This window comes from Rhizobiales bacterium NRL2 (genome assembly GCA_001664005.1).
In the GTDB taxonomy this organism is placed as follows: domain Bacteria; phylum Pseudomonadota; class Alphaproteobacteria; order Minwuiales; family Minwuiaceae; genus Minwuia.
Window position 1 is genome coordinate 306,224 of the sequence record CP016093.1, and the last position, 20,633, is coordinate 326,856.

Consider the following 20,633-nt stretch of genomic DNA (forward strand, 5'->3'; position numbering starts at 1 on the left):
GCGAACCCATGCCGATCCACGCGGCTCTCAACCACAAGACGCTGTACGACTACGACCGCAAGGTCTCGCTCTCGCCGCAGGTGATCCGGCTGCGGCCGGCCGGCCATTGCCGCACGCGGATCATCGGCTATTCGCTGAACATCTCGCCGAAGAATCACTTCATCAACTGGCAGCAGGACCCGCTGGGCAACTATCTCGCCCGCGTGGTCTTTCCCGATCCGGTGGACCATTTCCACGTCGAGGTCGACCTGACCGCCGAGATGGCGGTGCTCAACCCCTTCGACTTCTTCGTCGCCGAGCATGCCGAGACCTACCCCTTCGCCTATGAGGGCGAGGAGGCCGAGGAACTGGAGCCCTATCTGGACCCGGAGCCGGCGGGGCCTCTGCTGCAGGAATACCTCGCGAAGGTCGACCGTTCGGAACGCCACATCGTCGACTTCCTGGTGGCGGTGAACCAGGACCTGGAACAGCGCATCGACTACATCGTGCGCATGGAGCCCGGCGTGCAGACGCCGGAGGAGACGCTGGAGAAGAACCGCGGCTCGTGCCGCGACTCGGCCTGGCTGATGGTCCAGATCCTGCGCCATTGCGGCCTGGCGGCGCGTTTCACCTCGGGCTACCTGATCCAGCTCACGCCGGACCAGAAGGCGCTCGAAGGCCCGACCGGACCGGAGGCCGACTTCACCGACCTGCACGCCTGGGCCGAGGTCTACTTGCCCGGCGCCGGCTGGATCGGTCTCGACGCCACCTCCGGGCTGCTGGCCGGCGAGGGCCACATTCCGCTGGCCTGCGCCGCCGTGCCGACCAGCGCCGCGCCGATCACCGGCAATGTGAGCCGCTCCGAGGTCGATTTCCGCCACGAGATGTCGGTCCAGCGCATCTACGAGAGCCCGCGGGTGACCAGGCCCTACACGGGCGCGCAGTGGGCGGCGATCGATGTTCTGGGCGAGGCCGTCGAGACGCGCCTGACGCAGGGCGACGTGCGGCTGACCATGGGCGGCGAGCCGACCTTCATCTCCATCGACGACATGGACGGCGCGGAGTGGAGCACCGCCGCGCTGGGTCCGACCAAGCGCAAGCTCGCCTACAATCTGATCCAGCGCCTGCGCAAGCGCTTCGCGCCGGACGGTCTGCAGACCTTCGGCCAGGGCAAGCAGTACCCCGGCGAGCCGCTGCCGCGCTGGGCCTTCGGTCTCTACTGGCGGGGCGATGGCCGGCCGCTGTGGAACGAGGAGCGGCTGATCGCGCGCGAGGACGTGGACTACAAGCCGACGCCGGTGGACGCGAAGCGCTTCATCATCTCGCTCTGTGAGCGGCTGGAGGTCGACCCGGACTACGTGATGCCGGCCTACGAGGATCCGCTGGAGCACGTCCAGGCGGAACAGGGCCTGCCCGTGAACCTGGACCCCGATGCGCCGGAACTGCAGAAGGACCAGGACCGCGCGCGGCTGGCCCGGGTGCTGCGTCAGGGCCTGGGCAATCCGGTGGGCTATGTCCTGCCGCTGCAGGCCTGGCAGGCCAAGGCCGGTCCGTCCTGGATCACCGGCCGCTGGCCGTTCCGCGGCGAGCATCTGTTCCTGCTGCCCGGCGATTCGCCGGTCGGCTTCCGGCTGCCGCTGGAATCGCTGCCCTACATCCCGCCCGGCCGCTATCCCTACTATTTCCCGGCCGACCCGTTCTCCATCGAGGGGCCGCTGCCGGAGCCGGACCTGAAGCGCCAGCCCTTCCGCCGCGGCGAGACTGCGCCCGCCGGTGAGGCGCAGTCGGCGCAGCGCCTGCCGGATCCGGCGACCCAGCGCGAGCCGACGGAAGGCGACGTCGGGCTGGTCAGCAAGGACGTGCGCACGGCCCTGGCCGTGGAGCCGCGAGGCGGCCGGCTCAACGTCTTCATGCCGCCGACCAGCCAGGCCGAGCAGTATCTGGAGCTGGCGGCGGCCTGCGAGGACGTCGCCGCCGAGATGGACATCCCGATCCACCTGGAAGGCTACGACCCGCCCCACGATCCGCGGCTCAACGTCATCAAGGTGACCCCGGACCCTGGCGTGATCGAGGTGAACATCCACCCCTCGGCCAGCTGGGGCGACCTGCGCGACGTGACCATGGCGCTCTACGAGGAGGCCCGCCAGTCCCGGCTGGGCACCGAGAAGTTCATGGTCGACGGCCGCCATATCGGTACCGGCGGCGGCAATCACATCGTCTGCGGCGGCAAGTCGCCGGCCGACAGCCCGTTCCTGCGCCGCCCCGACCTGCTCGGCTCGCTGATCCGCTACTGGCAGAACCATCCGAGCCTCTCCTATCTGTTCTCCGGGCTGTTCATCGGCCCGACCAGCCAGGCGCCCCGGGTCGACGAGGGCCGCGACGACATCCTCTACGAACTGGAGATCGCGCTGGCGCAACTGCCCGGTCCCGGCGAGAACGCTCCGCTGTGGCTGGTCGACCGCATCCTGCGCAACCTGCTGATCGACCTGACGGGCAATACCCATCGCGCCGAGATCTGCATCGACAAGCTCTACTCGCCGGACGGGCCGTCGGGGCGGCTGGGACTGGTGGAGTTCCGCGCCTTCGAAATGCCGCCGCATGCGGAGATGAGCCTGGCGCAGCAACTGCTGCTCAGGGCGCTGATCGCGCGCTTCTGGGATCATCCCTACACCAAGCCGCTGGTGCGGCACGGCGACCGGCTGCGCGACCGCTACATGCTGCCCCACTACATCTGGCAGGACTTCCGCGGCGTGCTGCAGGAAATGCGCGAGAGCGGCATTCCCGTGCAGGACGACTGGTACGCGCCGCATTTCGAGTTCCGCTTCCCGCGCTGCGGCGACGTCAGCTATCGCGGCATGAACATCGAGATCCGCACCGCGCTGGAGCCCTGGCACGTCATGGGCGAGGAGCCGGGCGGCGGTGGCACGGTGCGCTATGTCGACAGCTCGGTGGAACGCCTGCAGGTCAGGATCGACGGGCTGACCCATCCCGAGCGCTATGTCATCGCCTGCAACGGCCGCCGCGTGCCGCTGCAGGCCACCGAGACCGCGGGCGAGTACGTCGCCGGGGTGCGGTTCCGCGCCTGGCAGCCGTCCTCGGCCCTGCACCCGACGATCGGCGTGCATTCGCCGCTGGTCTTCGACCTGATCGACAGCTGGAACGGCCGCGCGCTCGGCGGCTGCCGCTATCATGTCGCCCACCCCGGCGGCCGCTCCCACGAGACCACGCCCGTCAATGCCGAGGAGGCCGAGGGCCGGCGGCTGGCCCGCTTCGACGCGCACGGGCACACGCCCGGCGTCGCCGGCGTGCCGGTGCGCGAGCACAATCCGAGTTATCCGCACACGCTCGACCTGCGCGCGCCGGTCATGCGATCGGACGTGTGAGCAGGACCGGCATGGGCGACGGCGAGCGGGCGGCGCCCCGGAATCCCTGGAGCAGCGACTTCCGCCTGGGCTACGGGCCCGAGCCGGGCGTCCATGACGAGATGACCGAATCCCATGGCGGTCTCAGGCCGGCCTGGGGGGAGATCGCCGACTTCATGGCGGAGCTGTCGGAGGAGGACTGGCGGCGGCGCTGGGACCGCGGCCTGCGCACCCTCCGCGAGCATGGCGTCACCTACAACGTCTATCACGGCCGCCAGTCGGAGGCGGACCGCTGGCGGCTCGATCCGGTGCCCATGGTGCTGCGCGCCGACGAGTGGGGCATGCTGTCGGCCGCGCTGGCGCAGCGCGCCAAGCTGCTGGATCTGATCCTGCGCGACCTGCTGGGGCCGCAGACCCTGCTCGCCAGCGGCCTGATCCCGCCGCCGCTGGTGTTCGGCCATCCGGGCTTCTTCCGACCCACCGTCGACGCCGCCGGCGGCGACCGCCAGCGGCTGTTCCTCTACGGCGCGGATCTCGCCCGCACCCCGGACGGCCAGTGGCGCATCATGATGGACCGCACCGAGGCGCCGTCGGGCTTCGGCTATGCGCTGGAGAACCGGGCGATCCTGGGCCGGGTGTTCCCGGAACTGATGCGCCGCGCCAATGTGCGGCCGGTCTCCGCCTTCTTCGCGGCGATGCGGGAGGGTCTGGGCGCGGCCGCCCCCGGCAAGGACGATCCGCGCATCGTCGTGCTGACGCCGGGGCCGCGCAACGAGGCGCATTTCGAACACGCCTATCTGGCGCGGCGGCTGGGCTGCCCGCTGGTTGAGGCCGACGACCTGACCGTGCGCGGCGGCGAGGTATTCCTGAAGACCCTGCAGGGTCTGCGCCTGGTCGACGTCATCCTGCGCCGCACCGACACCGCCTTCTGCGACCCGCTGGAGCTGCGCGGCGATTCGGCGCTGGGCGTCGCCGGCCTGACCCATGCGGCCCGCGAGGGCGCGGTCGCGGTGGTCAACGCGCTGGGCTCGGGCGTGGTGGAATCGCCGGGGCTGATGCCCTTCATGCCGGGCCTGTGCCGCAGCCTGCTGGACGAGGAGCTGCGTCTGCCGTCGGTCGCCACCTGGTGGTGCGGCCAGACGCAGGAGCGCGCCCATGTGCGCGAAAGCCTGGACTCGCTGGTGGTCAAGCCCGCCTTTCCTTCCGATCCGGGCGAGCCCGTCTTCGGGGCCAGGGCGGACGCCGCGCGGCTGGCGGCGCTGGAGACCGCCATCGGCGAGCGCCCCGAACGCTTCATCGGTCAGGAATATGTCCGCCTGTCGACCGCCCCCACCTGGTCCGATCACGGGCTGGAGCCGCGGGCGATCATGCTGCGTATGCTGCTCTGCTGGACGCCCGAGGGCTGGACGGTGATGCCCGGCGGCATGGTCCGCGTCGCCCCCGACCGCCACGACCCGGTCGTCTCCATGCAGCGCGGCGGCGGCGCCAAGGACGTCTGGGTGCTGGGTCAGGTCGGCCCGGAGGGCGGGGAGAGCGAGCCCGCCGAGCGCCCGCCCGAGATCCGCCGCGGCCGCGGCAACCTGCCGTCGCGCACCGCCGACGGCATGTACTGGTTCGGCCGCTATCTGGAGCGCGCGACGGCCATCGCCCGGCGCTTCCGCGGCGCGGTCAACAGCGTCGACGAACGGCTGCTGCCGCTGGCCACGGGCGAGGAGGCGGAGGTCGTGCGCGGCCTGCTCGGCTCCGGCGTCTTCAGCGCGCCCGAGACGGAGAAGGCAACGCCGGCCCGGCTGCTGGATCACGCCTCGGGGCTGCTGTTCGATCCCGATCATCAGGGCGGGCTGCTGCACGCGCTGACGCGGCTGCGCGATTCGGCGGAGACCGTGCGTCACGTGATGTCGAACGACACCTGGCTGGCGGTCACGCGGGTGCACGAGGCGCTGGGCGCGACCCGGCGCGCGCCGCGCCGCCCGACCCTGCTGGGGGAACGGATGGACGACGTCGTCTACGCCCTGCAGGCGGCCAATGGCTCCACCAACGAGACCATGGACCGCGGCCACGCCTGGCGCTTCTACGATCTCGGCCGGCGGCTGGAGACGGGGCTGCAGATGCTGGAGCTGTTCTCCGCCACCGTGCTGCAGCCCAGCGGCGGTTCGCGGCTGATGCTGGAGACGCTGCTGGAGGTCTGCGACTGCGTCACCACCTATCGCGGGCGCTACCGCGACCGCCCGGAATTCACCACGGTCCTCGACCTGCTGATCTCCGACCTCGACAATCCCCGCTCGCTGGGCCATCAGCTCCGCCGCATCACCGGGCATGTGGAGGCCCTGGCCGAACTGCGCGGGCCGCTGGTGGGCGACGACGAGCGCCTTGCGGTCTCGGCCTTCGCCGCGGTCAGGACCGCCGATGCGGCGCAGCTCGCGCTGCTGGAAGACGGCGAAAGACCGCTGCTGGGGCGTTTCGTCGAGTTCCTGCAATCCCATCTGTGGGAGATGAACGACGCCGTCGTGGTGCGCTATTTCAGCCATGTGGAGGGCCGGGGGCGGCAATTGTCCATCGGTCTCGCCGCCGGCATCGAGGACGTGCTGTGATCTACCGCGTCCGCCACAGAACCGCCTACGCCTATGGCGACACGGTGCTGCTGTCGCATCACATGCTGCACCTGACGCCGCGCTCGACGGAGCGGCAGAAGCGGCTGGAGACGCGGCTGGTCATCGAGCCCGAGCCCGCCGGACCGGTGGCGCGGCGGCGCGACTTCTACGGCAACGAGGTGGCGATCTTCGAGCTGACCACGGCGCACCGGCGCTTCGTCGTCGAGAGCTCCAGCCTGGTGGCGGTGGACCCGCTCGTCCTGCCGCCGGCGGGCGCGACCGAGCCCTGGCAGGACATCGCCGCCGACGTCATGAACAACAACGATCCCCGCGCCTATGCGCTGTCGGATTTCGCCGGCCGCAACGAGCATTCCCAGGTGGCGGAGCAGCTGCGCGACTACGTCCGTCCCAGCTTCCCCGCCGGCCGGCCGGTGCTGGAGGCCGCCCGCGACCTGGCGCGGCGCGTCCACGACGATTTCGACTACGTGCCCGGCGTCACCGACGTGACCACCTCCGTCGGCGCGGTGATGCAGAAGCGCCGCGGTGTCTGCCAGGACTTCGCCCATCTGATGGTCGCGGGGCTGCGCGTCATCGGCCTGCCGGCGCGCTACGTCTCGGGCTATCTCAGGACCGAGCCGCCCGAGGGCCAGGCGCGCCTGATCGGCGCCGATCAGTCGCACGCCTGGGTGAGCGTCTGGATGCGCGAGGCGGGCTGGATCGACCTGGACCCGACCAACGCCTGCTTCGCCGGGGAGGATCACATCACCCTGGCCTGGGGCCGGACCTATGCCGACGTGGCGCCGGTCAAGGGCGTGCTCACCGGCGGCGGCGAGCACCAGCTCAAGGTGGAGGTCGACGTCATCCCCGCCGAGACCGGCCCGGCCGAGGACAGCGCCCTGGTGGCGTGAGGGGTCCTGTGTCTGAATGCTCCACTCGGCACTGACGCCCTTGGACCCCGGATCGCCGTCCGGGGCAGGCTTGATCCAAGGGCCCAGTGAACCGAAGGACTGGGTCCTGGGGTCAAGCCTCAGGACGCCAAGGGGGCCCTGTTCTTCATGCAACGATCAAGACGGACCCCCGCCCCGTCCCTCCCCCTGGCAGGGTGAGGGTGACCCGCGTCAGCGGGTCGGGAGGGGGTCGATCCTCCGAAGGGCTCAATGCTGGGCGATGCGGCGGCGGATGCGGCGCAGCACCCAGCCGAGGACGGGCAGGCGTTCGTACATCTGCCCGGCGGCGTCCCAGTAGTCGAGATGTTCGCGGACGCGCCCTTCGGCGTCGAAGCGGATCACGCTGACGCCGTGGACGATCCAGGGCTCGCGCCCCAGCGCCCTGACGAAGCCCGACATGGTCCAGCGCACCATGCCGGTGTCGGCGGCGATCATGCCCATCTCGTCGACGCTCAGCGCATAGTCGCGCATGCCGTCGAACATGGCGGCGAAGACCCGGCGCAGGTCTTCCAGGCCGCGGAAGTCGCTGAAGGGGTCGGCGAAATGCACGTCCTCGGCGTAGATCTCGCCGAGCCGGCCGACATCCGCCGCGGTCATGCCCTCGAAGAAGGCGGCGAAGCGGTCAAGCCTGGCGGCGGCGTCCGCGGGTGGCCCGGCGGATGAGGGGGAGAGCGAGTCCATAGGGCAGGAACCTCAGCGCTTTCATGATCAGGACGAAGGGGAGCGGGAACGCGACCTCGAACCTGCCGTCCAGCACGCCGTCGACGAGGGCGCGCGCCGCCTTCTCGACGGGCATCAGGAAAGGCATGGGAAAGTCGTTCTTCGCCGTCAGCGGGGTCTTGACGAAACCGGGCACGATGACGCCGAAATGCACGCCCTTCGGCTTCAGCTCCGTGTGCAGCGCCTCGGCCATGTTGATCAGCCCGGCCTTGCTCATCCCGTAGGCGGAGGCCATGGGCAGGCCGATATAGCCCGACAGCGAAGCGGTGGGATAGATCCTGCCCGCGCCGCGCGCGGTCATCCGCGCCAGCAGCGGCCGCAGCGGCCGCGCCACGCCCATGACGTTGACCTCGAAGGTCTGCGCCAGCGCCTCCGGGTCGAAGTCTTCGACCGTCATGGGCCGGTAGATGCCGGCGTTCAGGATGGCGATGCCGATGGGGCCGAGTTCGCGCTCCACCGCCTCGATCACCTCGGCCATGCGCGCCTCGTCGGTGACGTCGCCGGGCCAGGCCGTGATGTCGCCCAGCAGGCCATCGGCCTCCGCGGCCAGTTCCTGCAGCCTGTCCTCGCTGCGCGCGGTGGCGGCGACGCGGTAGCCGCGGCGGGCGAACTCCAGCGCCGCCTGCCGCCCCAGCCCCGAACTGGCGCCCGTGATCCAGACGATGGCGCTCATTCGCTGGCCATCCGGGGGCCGTTGACGCACTGCACGCAGCGGTAATCGATGACGCTGCCATTCTCCCGGAAGCGCAGTTTCTCCCAGCGCCCGTCCCCGTCGTACCAGACGTCGATGTCGCGCAGATCGCCGTCGAAGCGGTAGCGGGTGGCCTCGACCGGTCCGGCGTTGGTCGCGATCCGCTCCTGGCCGACGCGGCTGATGCGCACCTCGGCGACGTCGCCGGTCAGCGTGTTGATCAGCCGCGAGCCGGTCACCGCGCCGGGATGCCAGTGATTGCTGGGGAAGACGCCCTGATCGGTGGTCTCGGCGCCGTCCGGGCCGCTGACCACCAGCCGCCCGTTCCGGCGGTCGACCCGCACCGTGCGGCGGTCGCCGTCGTCATTGGTGCTGGCCGTGAGGTCGAGCAGCGCGCCGTCGCGCCAGGACGCGTCCGAGCGGTAGTCGAAGCGGAACACGGTCAGTCCGATCATCTTGACCGCCGCATTGAACTGCGCCCTGACCCCCAGGTTCCCGCCGTCGCGCGTGAAGCGGACGACATGTCGGCCGATCCGGTCCTCGCCGCGATAGACGTCGAAGACGATGCGCTCGCCATAGGCCTTCAGCGGGTCGAAATCGGCTGGCGCCGCAGCCGCCGCGGCCCCCGCCGGCGCAAGCGCGAGCACCAGGGCGGCGGCAAGTCTCTTCATTCCGGACGGCACGATGGATACTCCTGCGGCGCGCGGGGATCTGATCCCGCATATGCGAAGCCTACGCGCCGGCGCAAGGCGTGGATCACGGGGCCCTGTCGGCCTTGCCGGCGCGGGCGGTGCGTGGTCTGCTGACCAGACAGCTTTCCCCGCCTGCCGGACCCCCCGAATGAAACCGCTCCTCTACGTCCTGCTCGCCATCGTTCTGTTGCTGGCCCTTGCCTTCCTGCTGGGCCCGCGGGAGCGGGTGCGCACCGCCATCGGCTTCCGGCCTGCGGACCTGGGCGCCGATCCGGCGGCGGCGCTGGCGGCGTCCGAGGCGCGCTTCGGCGACATCCTCGCGGGCCAGGCCAAGGAGATCGTCTGGCGCGACACGGCGGCGCCGGCGCGCACCGGATGGGCGGTGGTCTACGTCCATGGCTTCTCGGCCAGCAAGGCGGAGATCCGTCCCGTCCCCGACCGCATCGCCGCGGCGCTGGGGGCGAACCTGTTCTATACCCGGCTGGCCGGCCATGGCCGCACCGGCGCGGCGATGGCGGAGGCGGAAGCCGGCGACTGGCTGGACGACGTCGCCGAGGCCCTGGAGGTCGGCCGGCGCATCGGCGAGAAGGTCATCGTGATCGCCACCTCCACCGGCGCCACCGCGGCCGCCCATCACGCCGTGACGGGCGATCACATGGCCGGCGTCGGGGCGCTGATCTTCGTCTCGCCCAATTTCGGCGTCCGCTCGAAGGCCGCCGCCGCACTCACCCTGCCCTGGGCGCGCCGGCTCCTGCCGCTCGCCTTCGGGCGGGAGCGGGACACGGGTGCGGAAAGTCCGGAGGTCGGGCGGCACTGGCAGACGCGCTACCCGACCGTGGCGCTGCTGCCCATGGCGGCGCTGGTGAAGCACGTCGCCGCGGAGGACCACGGCCGGGCCGGGACGCCGCTGCTGGTGTTCCACTCCCCCGACGACAAGGTGGTCGATCCGGCGGCGACGCGGCGGGTCTTCGACCGCTGGGGCGGGCCGAAGCGCTGGATCGACGTGCCCGGCGCCGCCGGTCCCAGCCATCATGTCATCGCCGGCGACATCATGAGCCCGGCAACCACGGACGAGGTCGTCGACGCTGCACTGGACTGGCTGGACGCCACCGCGGGCGCGCGCTGAGCGCGGGCGGGCTTGACCGCGGCGGGAAAAGGCTGAAAAGAAGCGCTCCACCGAACCTATCGTGAGCACGGAGGCCGCCATGGCGGGCCATTCACAGTTCAAGAACATCATGTACCGCAAGGGCGCGCAGGACGCGAAGCGCGCCAAGGTGTTCACCAAGCTGGCGCGGGAGATCACCGTATCGGTGAAGGAATCCGGCGACGACCCGAACGCCAATCCCCGCCTGCGCGCTGCCATCGCTGCCGCCCGCAAGGAAAACATGCCCAATGACAACATCGACCGCGCCATCAAGCGCGCGACGGGCGACGGCGCCGCCGACACCTTCGAAAACATCCGCTACGAGGGCTACGGCCCGGGCGGCGTGGCGCTGATCGTCGAGGCGCTGACCGACAACCGCAACCGCACCGCCTCCGAGGTCCGCTCCGCCTTCTCCAAGCACGGCGGCAGCCTGGGCGAGACCAACTCGGTGTCCTTCATGTTCGACCATGTCGGCGTGATCGAGTACCCGGCCGACGCCGCCGAGATGGAGGCCCTGTTCGAGACCGCGGTGGAGGCCGGCGCCGACGACGTGGTCGCGGGCGAGGAGGGCTTCGAGGTGATCACCGTGGTCGAGGCGTTCAACGACGTCCGCGAGGCGCTGGAGGCCGATTTCGGCGAGGCCAGCCGGGCGGGCCTGGAATGGCGGCCGCAGAACACCGTCGAGGTCGACGAGGAGAAGGCCGGCACCCTGCTGAAACTGGTCGACGCCCTGGACGACAATGACGACGTCCAGAAGGTACACGCCAATTTCGAGGTCTCCGACGAGGTCATGGCCCGGCTGGAAGGATGAATGGGCCGGGCCGGGAGGTCAGTCGAAGGGAATTTCGCCTTCCAGGTCGCGCCAGTCCGGGTTGAGTTTCTCGATCAGCGCGAGCTTCCAGTTCCTGCGCCAGTATTTCAGCGTGCGTTCGCGCTGCCGCGCGGCTTGAATGTCCGAATGATTCTCGAAGTAGACCAGATGGTGGACGCGATATTTCCGTGTGAATTCGGACCAGCCCTCGCGGTGTTGTGCAAGCCGCCGGCGGAGATCGTTGGTCAACCCGATGTAGAGCGTGCCGTTCCGCCTGCTGGCGAGGATGTAGATGAAATATCCGGCCATGGGCCGCCACGATATCATCATCCTTCTGCGTCCCGGAATCCGGCCTTCCGATCCCCCGGCGCTTGCAAATGCCTGGCGCCCTTGGACTCGATCCAAGGGCCCAGTGCCGCAGCGCCGCCGGGCTGGGTCCTGGGGTCAAGCCCCAGGACGCCATGGTGTATCCGGAGCCATGGCGGATGAGAGGGCGTCCGAGACCCTGGAATCGCGAAGCGGCGCGGGCCGCATGACCCGGCTGCGGCTGATCGGCCTGGATCCCGGCCTGCGCCACACCGGCTGGGGTGTGGTCGATGTCGAGGGCAACCGGCTGATCTGGGTGGCCGACGGCTCGGTCGCCTCCGACCCGAAGGGCAGCCTTGCCGAGCGGCTGGTGCAGCTTCATGACGGCCTGCAGGCGGTGATCGCCGAATGGCGGCCCGACGCGGCGGCGGTCGAGGAGACCTTCGTCAACAAGAACCCGACCTCGACCCTGAAGCTGGGTCAGGCGCGCGGCGTCTCGCTGCTGGTGGCCTCGCTGAACGGCCTGCCGGTGACCGAATACGCCCCGAACGCGGTCAAGAAGGCCGTGGTCGGCACCGGCCATGCGCACAAGGACCAGATCCACCTGATGGTGAAGACGCTGCTGCCCGGCGCGCGGCTGACCAACGAGCACGCCACCGACGCGCTGGCCTGCGCCATCTGCCACGCCCACCATGGAACGGGGCCGAAGCCATCTGCGCTGCCGCGCTGAATCTGCTACAACGGCCCGATACCGAATCACCCCCGGACCGCCGCCCGCCATGATCGCCAGCCTCAAGGGAATTCTCGACCGGATCGGCGCCGATCACGCGGTGATCGACGTCGGCGGGGTCGGCTATCTCGTCTTCTGCTCGGCCCGCACCCTGGCGGCGCTGGGGACGGAGGGCGATGCGGTCGCCATCCAGGTCGAGACCCATGTCCGCGAGGACCACATCCACCTCTACGGCTTCGCCGACCGCGCCGAGAAGGAGCTGTTCGGCCTGCTGCAGACCGTCCAGGGCGTGGGCGCGAAGGTGACGCTGCAGATCCTCTCGGCGCTGGCCGCCGATGACATCCGCATGGCCATCGCGTCCGGCGACGTCGCCGCGATCACCCGCGCGCCGGGCGTCGGCAAGCGCCTGGCGCAGCGCATCGCCAGCGAACTGAAGGACAAGGTCGGCGCCCTGCCCGCCCGGCCGGCGCAGGCCGGTGCGGCCCCGGGCGCGGCTTCGGTCGGCGGCGCGGCGGGCGACGCGGCCTCGGCGCTGGTCAATCTGGGCTACCGCCGGGCCGAGGCCGAGGCGGCGGTGCTGCGCGGCGCGGCCCTCGCCGGCGACGACGCCACCGTCGAGGCGCTGATTACCGCCGGGCTGAAGGAACTGGCGCGGTGAGCGGTGCGGAGGGCGAGCGGCTGGTGGCGGGCGAGCAACGCCCGGAGGACGGCGGCGAGATCGGCCTCAGGCCGCTGGAACTCACCGATTTCATCGGCCAGCAGAAGGTGCGCGAGAACCTGCGCGTCTTCATCGACGCCGCCCGCGCCCGGGGCGAAGCCATGGACCACACCCTGTTCTTCGGTCCGCCCGGCCTCGGCAAGACGACGCTGGCGCAGATCGTCGCCCGCGAACTCGGCGTGAATTTCCGCGCCACCTCCGGCCCCGTGATCGCCCGCGCCGGCGACCTCGCCGCCATCCTGACCAACCTGGAGGCGCGCGACGTCCTGTTCATCGACGAGGTGCACCGCCTTAATCCTGCCGTAGAAGAGATTCTATATCCCGCCATGGAGGATTTTCAGCTCGATCTGGTGATCGGCGAGGGGCCGGCCGCGCGCTCGGTGAAGATCGATCTGCCGCCCTTCACCCTGGTGGCGGCGACGACGCGCTCGGGCCTGCTGACCACGCCGCTGCGCGACCGCTTCGGCATTCCCTGCCGGCTGGAGTTCTACGCGCCCGCCGAGCTGGAGCAGATCGTCCGCCGCGGCGCCCGGGTGCTGGGGCTGAAGCTCACCGCCGACGGTGCCGCCGAGATCGCCCGCCGGGCCCGCGGCACGCCGCGCGTCGCCGGACGGCTGCTCCGGCGGGTGCGGGACTTCGCCGCCGTGGCCGGCGCGGACGAAGTGGACGCGATGAAAGCCGACGCGGCGCTGAAGCGCCTGGAGGTGGACGAGGCGGGCCTCGACGCGATGGACCGGCGCTATCTGCGCTGCATGGCGGAGAATTATGGCGGCGGGCCGGTCGGCGTCGACAACCTCGCCGCCGCCCTGTCGGAGCCGCGCGACGCCATCGAGGACATCATCGAGCCCTATCTGATCCAGCAGGCGCTGGTGGTGCGCACCCCGCGCGGGCGGATGATGACCGCCGCCGCCTGGACGCATCTGGGCCTCGCCGCGCCGTCCTCGGCCATGCCGGGGCAGATGGACATGCTGGACGGCGGCGATGGCTGAGCCGGCGGCGGCAGCGCTGGGCCGGGTCGAGGCCGACGCCCACCTGTTTCCCGTCCGCGTCTACTGGGAGGACACGGACGCCGGCGGCATCGTCTACTACGCCAACTATCTGAAATTCGCCGAGCGCGCGCGCTCCGACATGCTGCGCCTGATCGGCGTCGACCAGGCCGCGATCTGGCGCGATGGCGCAATGTTCGCCGTTCGCGACGTGAAGGTCGAATATCTGCGTCCGGCGCGGCTGGACGATGACCTTTTGGTGACCACGCGCCTCGATGCGCTGAAGGGCGCGACGATCGCGCTGCGGCAGGATATCTCCCGGCTTGGGGACCCCCTTGTCCGGGCCCATGTACGTGCGGCATTTATCGGTCTCGACGGAAGGCCCCGGCGCATTCCGCCCGCGATCCGCGCCGCGATGGAACGCCTGACAGGAAACGGCAGGGAAGAATCAACATGAACGAAGACGTCATCGCCCGGCAATTCGCGGGGGCCGCCGAGGTGGATCTGTCGATGTGGTCGCTGTTCCTGCGCGCCGACATCGTGGTGCAGATCGTGATGCTGGCGCTGCTGGTCGCCTCGATCTGGTGCTGGGCCATCATTTTCGAGAAGTGGGTCCGCTACCGGCGGGTGCAGAAGCAGGCCGACGAGTTCGAGCGCCTGTTCTGGTCGGGGGGCAGCCTGGAAAAGCTCTACGACGAGATCGGCGCCAACGCCTCCCACCCGATGGCGGTGCTGTTCGCGGGGGCGATGCGGGAATGGCGGCGCACTGCCGAACGCGGCCTGGCGCGGACCGACAAGCTGCGCGCCGGCCTGCAGGACCGCATCAGCCAGGTCATGCGCATCTCCATCGACCGGGAGGTCGACCGCCTGGAGCGCTATCTGGGCGTGCTGGCGACCGTCGGCTCGACCGCCCCGTTCCTCGGCCTGTTCGGCACCGTCTGGGGCATCATGGACAGTTTCCAGTCCATCGCGGCGACCAACAACACCTCTCTGGCGGTGGTCGCGCCGGGCATCGCCGAAGCCCTGTTCGCCACGGCGCTGGGTCTGGTCGCCGCCATCCCCGCGACCGTCGCCTACAACAAGTTCGCCAATGACATTGCCCGCTACGCGACCCGGCTGGAGGGCTTCGCCGGCGAGTTCTCGGCAATCATGTCGCGCCAGCTCGACGAAGGGGAGAGCCGCTGATGGCGATCCAGGTCCATGGCGGCAGATTCCGGCGCAAGCGCTTCACGCCCATGTCGGAGATCAACGTCACGCCCTTCGTCGACGTCATGCTGGTGCTGCTGGTGGTCTTCATGATCGCCGCGCCGCTGCTGTCCGTGGGCGTGCCGGTGGAACTGCCCCGGGCGGTCGCGCCCAACCTGCAGGGTCTCGACGAGCCGCTGGCGGTGACCATCGACGACGAAGGGAAGATCTACCTGCAGGAAAAGGAGATCGAGCTGGGCGATCTGGTGCCGGCGCTGATCGCCATCACCAACGGCAACCAGGAGCGGCGCATCTTCGTGCGCGGCGACCGCACGATCGCCTATGGCCGGGTGATCGAGGCCATGGGCGCCATCAACGCCGCCGGATTCACGCGGGTCGCGCTGGTCGCGCAGGCGCCGGCGCGGGTCGGGGAATGATGCGGGAGGCGTGATGGTCCGGGGCGCCGCATTCTCGTTCGGCCTGCACGTCCTCGTGGTCGTGATGCTGGTGCTCGACTATGCCTTTCTGGACTCGCCGGCCGAGGTGCTGAGCGACCCCATCATCCCCGTCGAACTGACCACCATCGGCCCGGAAACCAATCAGGCCACCGCGGGCGAGAAGACCGACGCCCCGCCGCCGCCGCAGGCCACCGCCCCGGACAGCCCGCCTCCGCCTCCGCCCCCGCCGCCTGCCGCGGCGCCGGAGCCGCCGCCCCTGCCCGACACCAACGCCCTGGTGCGCGAGGCGCCCGAGCCGCCTGCCCCCGAACCCGAGCCGGCGCCCGACGTCGCCGTGGCGCCGCCCGCGCCGCGCCCGGCGGTCGAGGAGCGCGCCGACAAGGCGGTCGCGCCCAAGGAGAAGGTCGTCGAGGAGGCCGAGAAGCTGGCGGCGCGCGAGCCCCTGCCGGAGCCGAAGGCGCCCGAGCCCGAGCCGGAGAAGAAGGCGGAGCCGAAGCCCGAACCGAAGCCGGAGCCCGAGAAGAAGACCGCCGCGACGCCGCCGAAACCGGCGCCCAAGCCCGCGCCGGAGAAGACCGAGAAGAAGGGCCTCGATCTCGACCGGCTGGCCGCCAAGATCGACCGCATGGCCGATGAGCGCCAGCCGCCGCGGCCGCGCGAGCAGGACCGGCGCCAGCTGGCCGACATCCGCATCGGCGAGGGCGGCGTGTCACAGAATCGGCTCAATCAGAAGCTATCGGTCTCGGAAGTGGACCTCCTGCGACACCGGCTGCGGGAGAACTGGAGCCCGAACCACGGGGCGCCCGGCGTCGAGAGCATGCAGGTCGTGATACGCATATTCCTCAAGCCTGATGGCACGCTGGCGGCCCCGCCCCGCATCATCGACGGCTTCGACGCCGGCCAGTCGCGCGACGTGTTCGGCGCCTTCTCCGACAGCGCGGTCCGCGCCGTCTACAAGTCGCAGCCGCTGCCCCTGCCGCAGGAGAAGTTCGAGGACTGGCAGGAGATCGAGATCAACTTCAACCTCAGGGACATGTACGGCTGATGATCATTGCAGGAATTCGACGCCTTCCGGCCTTCGCGGCGCTGGCGCTGGTCGCCCTGGCGCTGCTGGCCGCGGCGCCGGCCCGCGCGCAGCTTCAGGTCGACGTCACCAGCGCCAATGTCGACCCGCTGCCGATCGCGGTCACCGACATCCACGGCGAGACCCGCACGACGCGCGAACTGGGCCAGGAAATCGCCTCCGTGATCCGGGGCAACCTGACTCGCTCGGGGCTGTTCCGGGTCATCGACCCGCGCGCCTATCTGGAGGAGCCGGCCGCCATCCAGGTCCGGCCCAACTTCGGCAACTGGCGCACCATCCAGGCCCAGGCCCTTGTCGCGGGCAATGTCGGCATCGAGAGCGACGGCCGGCTGCGGACGGAGTTCCGGCTGTGGGACGTCTTCGCTGGAACCCAGCTCACCGGCCTCGTCTACTTCACCTCGCCGGAGAACGCCCGCCGCATCGGCCACATCATCTCCGACGCCATCTACAAGCGGCTGACCGGCGAGGAAGGCTATTTCGACACCCGGATCGTCTATGTCGCCGAATCGGGCCCGCCCGACCGCCGGGTCAAGCGGCTGGCGATCATGGACCAGGATTCGGCCAATCACCGTTTTCTCACCGACGGCTCCAACCTGGTGCTGACGCCGCGCTTCTCGCCGACGCAGCAGGTCGTGACCTACATGTCGTATTTCCAGAACCAGCCGCGCGTCTACCTGTTCAACATCGACACGGGCCAGCAGGAGATCCTGGGCGACTTCCCGGGCATGACCTATGCGCCGCGCTTCTCCCCGGACGGGGAGCGGGTGCTGTTCTCCATGGCCGAAGGCGGCAATTCCGACGTCTTCATCATGGACCTGCGCACGCGGGTGACCCGGCGGCTGACGCGCAATCTGGCGATCGACACCTCGCCCAGCATGTCGCCGGACGGCCAGCGCGTGACCTTCAACTCCGACCGCTCCGGCGGCCAGCAGATCTACACCATGAACGCCGACGGCTCGAACGTGCAGCGCATCAGCTTCGGCGATGGCCGCTACGCGACGCCGGTCTGGTCGCCGCGCGGCGACCTGATCGCCTTCACCAAGCTGAAGGGCGGACGCTTCTTCATCGGGGTGATGCGGCCCGACGGCACCGGCGAGCGGATCCTGACCGAAAGCTTCCTGGACGAGGGGCCGACATGGTCGCCGAACGGCCGCGTGCTGATCTTCTTCCGCCAGATTCCGGGCGGCAATGATGGCCGCGGCGGCAGCGTCAAGCTCTGGTCGGTCGACCTGACCGGGCGCAACCTGAGGGAGGTGCCGACGCCGCTGGACGCCTCCGACCCCGCCTGGTCGCCGCTGTCGGCGTTGTCGCCCTGATTTAGGGCCGAATGACACGTATTTGCCACACCGTAGGGCCGGTTCGGCCCAACTCCGCCGTTTTGCTTTGCGAACTTGGGTGTTAAATGTTGCAGCCACTGTCCGCGTCCGCGTGACTTAATCAAGCGCCGGACAGCATCTGCAACCTGACGTCACGTGGGCGTCAAGCATGAGGGAGCAACAATAAAGATGCGCCAGCGATTTCTGATCAAGATGGGCAGCCTCGCCGCTGCCCTGTTCCTCGTCGCCGCCTGCGGCGAGGAAGAGCCGGTGACCACCACCAGCGACACCGGCGGCGGACAGGCGCAGGCGGCGCCGGCGCCGGCTCCGCAGGCCGAGCCGAGCCAGCCGGCCGGCCCCCAGCCGGGCACGCAGGAACACTTCGTGCTGAACGTGGGCGACCGCGTGTTCTTCGGCTTCGACCGCTATGACCTCGACGGCGAGGATACCGACACCCTGCGCCGCCAGGCCGCCTATCTGCAGCAGTTCCCGTCCAAGAACGTGGTCATCGAGGGTCATGCCGACGAGCGCGGCACCCGCGAGTACAACCTCGGCCTGGGCGACCGCCGCGCCACGTCGGTGAAGGACTACCTGGTCAGCCTCGGCGTTGCGCCCGGCCGCATCACCACGATCTCCTATGGCAAGGAGCGTCCGGTGGCGCTGGGTCACAACGAGGAAGCCTGGGCCCAGAACCGCCGCGCGGTGACCGTCATCGCCAACTGAAGGACGGGCAGGCGCGCTGAACGCATTCGCGGCGGGGGCCGGGAGGGACCCCGCCCGCGGATGCGGGTCCGCGGGGGGGCGATCGAAGAAGGAGACGCGATGAGATCCGCTGTTCGACCTTTCGCCTTCGCCGCCGCGGCGGCGATCCTTGTCCTGTCGGCGGTTCCGGCGGCGGCGCAGGACCTCGCGCCGCTGCAGGACCGGGTGCAGCGCCTGGAGCGCAGCATCAGCGACCTCAAGGCCCATGTGCTGGGCGGCAGGCCCCTGCCGTCGGACAGCGCCGGGCCTGCGGCGTCCGCACCCCCGTCCGGCGGTGACGCGCCGGCGGCCGGGCTGAAGGTGCAGGCGCTGGAAACCGAGATCCGGGAACTCACCAACCGGCTCGAGGAGATCGACTTCACCGTGCGGCGGCTGAACGACCGCATGGACAAGCTGGTCGCCGACATCGATTTCCGTCTGACCGCCATCGAACGCAACCTCGCCGCCGGCGGGGGCGCGCCGCCGGCGGCGGGCCAGGGTCCGGCCGGCGACGGTTCCAACAGCAGCGCCGGCGGCGTTGCGCCGGGACCGCGCAATCTCGGCACGGTCTCGCCGGAGGCGCTGGAACGCGTGCCGGCGCCTGCGGAGAACGGCGCCGCGGGCGGGTCCGAGAACGCGGCGCTGGCCGCGCCGGCGCGGCCCGTCGAGACGCCGGCCGCCGCCGGGGGCACCCCGCAGGAGGCCTACAACGCTGCCTTCGACATGCTGCGCTCCAAGCGCTTCGGCGAGGCCGAGTCCGCCTTCAGCGGCTTCCTTGCCAGCTATCCGGAACACGAGCTGGCCGGCAACGCCCAGTACTGGCTGGGCGAGACCTATTATGTCCAGCAGGACTACGAGAGCGCCGCGGGGGCCTTTCTGGAAGGCTACAAGAAATACCGCGGCAGCTCGAAAGCGCCCGACAACCTGCTGAAGCTCGGCATGACGCTGACCAAGCTGGATCAGAACAAGGACGCCTGCGCGGTCTTCGACGAGCTGCGGGACCGCTACCCCGACGCCGCGCAGAGCCTGTTGCAGCGCGCCGACAGTGAGCGCCGCCGGGCGGGCTGCTGACGGCGGTCCGGCCGCGGCCTTCCGGGCCGCGCTCGCGGCCCTGCCGCCGGCGGGTCCGCACGTCGCCGTGGCGTTCTCCGGCGGCCCCGACAGCACCGCGCTGCTGCGCCTGACCCGGGACTGGGCGGCGGACGGCGGGCGGCGCGTCAGCGCCCTGGTCGTGGATCACGGATTGCGCCCCGAATCGGCGGCGGAGGCGGAGCTGGCGGCGCGCCGGGCGCGGGCGCTGGGCGTCGACGCGGCGGTGCTCGCCCGGCAGGGCGGCCGTCCCGGTTCCGGGCTGCAGGAGGCCGCGCGGGAGGCGCGTTACGCGCTGCTCCTCGACTGGTGCCGCGCGCACGGCGCCGGCGAACTGTTCATCGGCCACCACCAGGACGACCAGGCGGCGACGGTGCTGATGCGTCTCAGGCGCGGCAGCGGGCTGGACGGGCTGGCGGCGATGCGGCCCGAGAGCCGGCGCGGCGGCGTGCGCCTGATCCGGCCCCTGCTGGGGGTGGCGCGGGCCGACCTTCTGGCGCTGCTGCGCGACGCCGGCGACGACTGGATCGAGGATCCCGGCAATGACAGCCCCGAGTTCGAGCGCAACCGGCTGGATGGCTGGCTGGCGGAACTGGACGAGGACGGCCGTCTCCGCCGCCGGCTGGGCCGGCTGGCGCGGCGCGCGGCGCGGGCGGCCGACGCGCTGGAGACCGCCGCCGGCGACGCGTTCGCGGCGCTCTGCGCCGACCCGTCGGCTCGGCCGCTGGTGCTGGACCTCGCCGGCTGGCGGGCCCTGCCCGAGGAGACGGCGCTGCGCGTGCTCGACCGCGCGATCCGGGAAGTGGCGGGCGCGCGTGCGCCGCTGGGCCGGCTGGAGGACGCCATGGCGCGGCTGGAGACCCAGCGCCGGGTCACGGTGGGCGGGACGGTGCTGGCGCTGGACCGGTCGTCGCTGAGCGTGGCGGCGGAGGCGCGGTCGCCGCGCGGCGGTCAACTCTGATCCGGGAAGGCCGGCGGCGAAAGATCGGCCCTTGCGCCTGCTTGCCCGAAACGCTTTAACGCTTATCTAGCAAAGGTGCGCCGAGACTGGCGGTCTCTCCGCCGGAGCGGCCGGCGCCCAGA

At 70.6% G+C, this 20,633-nt stretch carries 20 protein-coding genes; 16 read left to right on the top strand and 4 right to left on the bottom strand.

What is annotated here, in order from left to right:
- The first annotated feature begins 8 nt into the window (after positions 1 to 8).
- The 3 genes from TEF_01355 to TEF_01365 all read left to right on the top strand — a co-directional run bounded on the left by TEF_01355 (position 9) and on the right by TEF_01365 (position 6,840).
- Positions 9 to 3,362, top strand: coding sequence for an IMP dehydrogenase (locus TEF_01355; protein ANK79591.1), 3,354 nt, complete (start codon positions 9 to 11; stop codon positions 3,360 to 3,362).
- A 101-nt stretch (positions 3,363 to 3,463) separates the two neighbouring features.
- Positions 3,464 to 5,932, top strand: coding sequence for a hypothetical protein (locus tag TEF_01360; protein ANK83202.1), 2,469 nt, complete (start codon positions 3,464 to 3,466; stop codon positions 5,930 to 5,932).
- Entirely contained in the window at positions 5,929 to 6,840 is a 912-nt protein-coding gene (locus tag TEF_01365) for a hypothetical protein (protein ID ANK79592.1), read from the top strand. The genes TEF_01360 and TEF_01365 overlap by 4 nt, the downstream gene beginning before the upstream one ends.
- Before the next feature lie 246 nt (positions 6,841 to 7,086).
- Here TEF_01365 and TEF_01370 read toward each other — a convergent pair whose 3' ends face one another.
- The 3 genes from TEF_01370 to TEF_01380 are packed head-to-tail and all read right to left on the bottom strand — an operon-like array spanning position 7,087 to position 8,961.
- The gene (locus TEF_01370; GenBank protein ANK83203.1) at positions 7,087 to 7,476 is read right to left on the bottom strand and encodes a hypothetical protein; all 390 of its coding nucleotides are present in this window, start codon (positions 7,474 to 7,476) and stop codon (positions 7,087 to 7,089) included.
- A gap of 25 nt (positions 7,477 to 7,501) precedes the next feature.
- Positions 7,502 to 8,272 (bottom strand): hypothetical protein, encoded by a 771-nt coding sequence (locus tag TEF_01375; GenBank protein ID ANK79593.1) that lies wholly within the window; start codon positions 8,270 to 8,272, stop codon positions 7,502 to 7,504.
- Complete coding sequence (locus tag TEF_01380; GenBank protein ID ANK79594.1) at positions 8,269 to 8,961, bottom strand: hypothetical protein; 693 nt, start codon at positions 8,959 to 8,961, stop codon at positions 8,269 to 8,271. The genes TEF_01375 and TEF_01380 overlap by 4 nt, the downstream gene beginning before the upstream one ends.
- A 169-nt stretch (positions 8,962 to 9,130) precedes the next feature.
- Here TEF_01380 and TEF_01385 point away from each other — a divergent pair, with 169 nt between their 5' ends.
- A complete protein-coding gene (locus TEF_01385; protein ANK79595.1) occupies positions 9,131 to 10,108 on the top strand; it encodes a hypothetical protein in 978 nt (325 codons plus the stop codon).
- A 79-nt stretch (positions 10,109 to 10,187) separates the two neighbouring features.
- Entirely contained in the window at positions 10,188 to 10,937 is a 750-nt protein-coding gene (locus TEF_01390; GenBank protein ANK79596.1) for a transcriptional regulator, read from the top strand.
- An 18-nt stretch (positions 10,938 to 10,955) separates the two neighbouring features.
- Here TEF_01390 and TEF_01395 read toward each other — a convergent pair whose 3' ends face one another.
- Positions 10,956 to 11,246, bottom strand: coding sequence for an excinuclease ABC subunit C (locus TEF_01395; GenBank protein ID ANK83204.1), 291 nt, complete (start codon positions 11,244 to 11,246; stop codon positions 10,956 to 10,958).
- Between the two features lie 223 nt (positions 11,247 to 11,469).
- Between TEF_01395 and TEF_01400 the strand changes: the two genes are divergently transcribed.
- The 11 genes from TEF_01400 (at position 11,470) to TEF_01450 (ending at position 20,511) form a co-directional block, all read left to right on the top strand.
- Positions 11,470 to 11,973, top strand: a complete 504-nt coding sequence (locus tag TEF_01400) for a crossover junction endodeoxyribonuclease RuvC (GenBank protein ID ANK83205.1) — start codon at positions 11,470 to 11,472, stop codon at positions 11,971 to 11,973.
- A gap of 49 nt (positions 11,974 to 12,022) precedes the next feature.
- Positions 12,023 to 12,631, top strand: coding sequence for a Holliday junction DNA helicase RuvA (locus tag TEF_01405; GenBank protein ID ANK79597.1), 609 nt, complete (start codon positions 12,023 to 12,025; stop codon positions 12,629 to 12,631).
- Entirely contained in the window at positions 12,628 to 13,680 is a 1,053-nt protein-coding gene (locus TEF_01410) for a Holliday junction DNA helicase RuvB (GenBank protein ANK79598.1), read from the top strand. The genes TEF_01405 and TEF_01410 overlap by 4 nt, the downstream gene beginning before the upstream one ends.
- Positions 13,673 to 14,134 (top strand): tol-pal system-associated acyl-CoA thioesterase, encoded by a 462-nt coding sequence (locus TEF_01415; GenBank protein ID ANK79599.1) that lies wholly within the window; start codon positions 13,673 to 13,675, stop codon positions 14,132 to 14,134. The genes TEF_01410 and TEF_01415 overlap by 8 nt, the downstream gene beginning before the upstream one ends.
- A complete protein-coding gene (locus tag TEF_01420) occupies positions 14,131 to 14,862 on the top strand; it encodes a protein TolQ (protein ID ANK79600.1) in 732 nt (243 codons plus the stop codon). Before TEF_01415 ends, TEF_01420 begins: the two co-directional genes overlap by 4 nt.
- Complete coding sequence (locus tag TEF_01425) at positions 14,862 to 15,299, top strand: protein TolR (GenBank protein ID ANK79601.1); 438 nt, start codon at positions 14,862 to 14,864, stop codon at positions 15,297 to 15,299. The genes TEF_01420 and TEF_01425 overlap by 1 nt, the downstream gene beginning before the upstream one ends.
- 13 nt (positions 15,300 to 15,312) lie before the next feature.
- The gene (locus TEF_01430; protein ID ANK79602.1) at positions 15,313 to 16,365 is read left to right on the top strand and encodes a hypothetical protein; all 1,053 of its coding nucleotides are present in this window, start codon (positions 15,313 to 15,315) and stop codon (positions 16,363 to 16,365) included.
- On the top strand, positions 16,365 to 17,720 hold the full coding sequence (locus TEF_01435) for a Tol-Pal system beta propeller repeat protein TolB (GenBank protein ANK79603.1): 1,356 nt from the start codon (positions 16,365 to 16,367) through the stop codon (positions 17,718 to 17,720). The genes TEF_01430 and TEF_01435 overlap by 1 nt, the downstream gene beginning before the upstream one ends.
- A gap of 189 nt (positions 17,721 to 17,909) precedes the next feature.
- Entirely contained in the window at positions 17,910 to 18,443 is a 534-nt protein-coding gene (locus tag TEF_01440; protein ID ANK79604.1) for a peptidoglycan-associated lipoprotein, read from the top strand.
- 99 nt (positions 18,444 to 18,542) lie between these two features.
- Positions 18,543 to 19,532 (top strand): tol-pal system protein YbgF, encoded by a 990-nt coding sequence (locus TEF_01445; protein ANK79605.1) that lies wholly within the window; start codon positions 18,543 to 18,545, stop codon positions 19,530 to 19,532.
- A complete protein-coding gene (locus TEF_01450; GenBank protein ID ANK79606.1) occupies positions 19,507 to 20,511 on the top strand; it encodes a tRNA lysidine(34) synthetase TilS in 1,005 nt (334 codons plus the stop codon). Before TEF_01445 ends, TEF_01450 begins: the two co-directional genes overlap by 26 nt.
- The last annotated feature ends 122 nt before the right edge of the window (positions 20,512 to 20,633 follow it).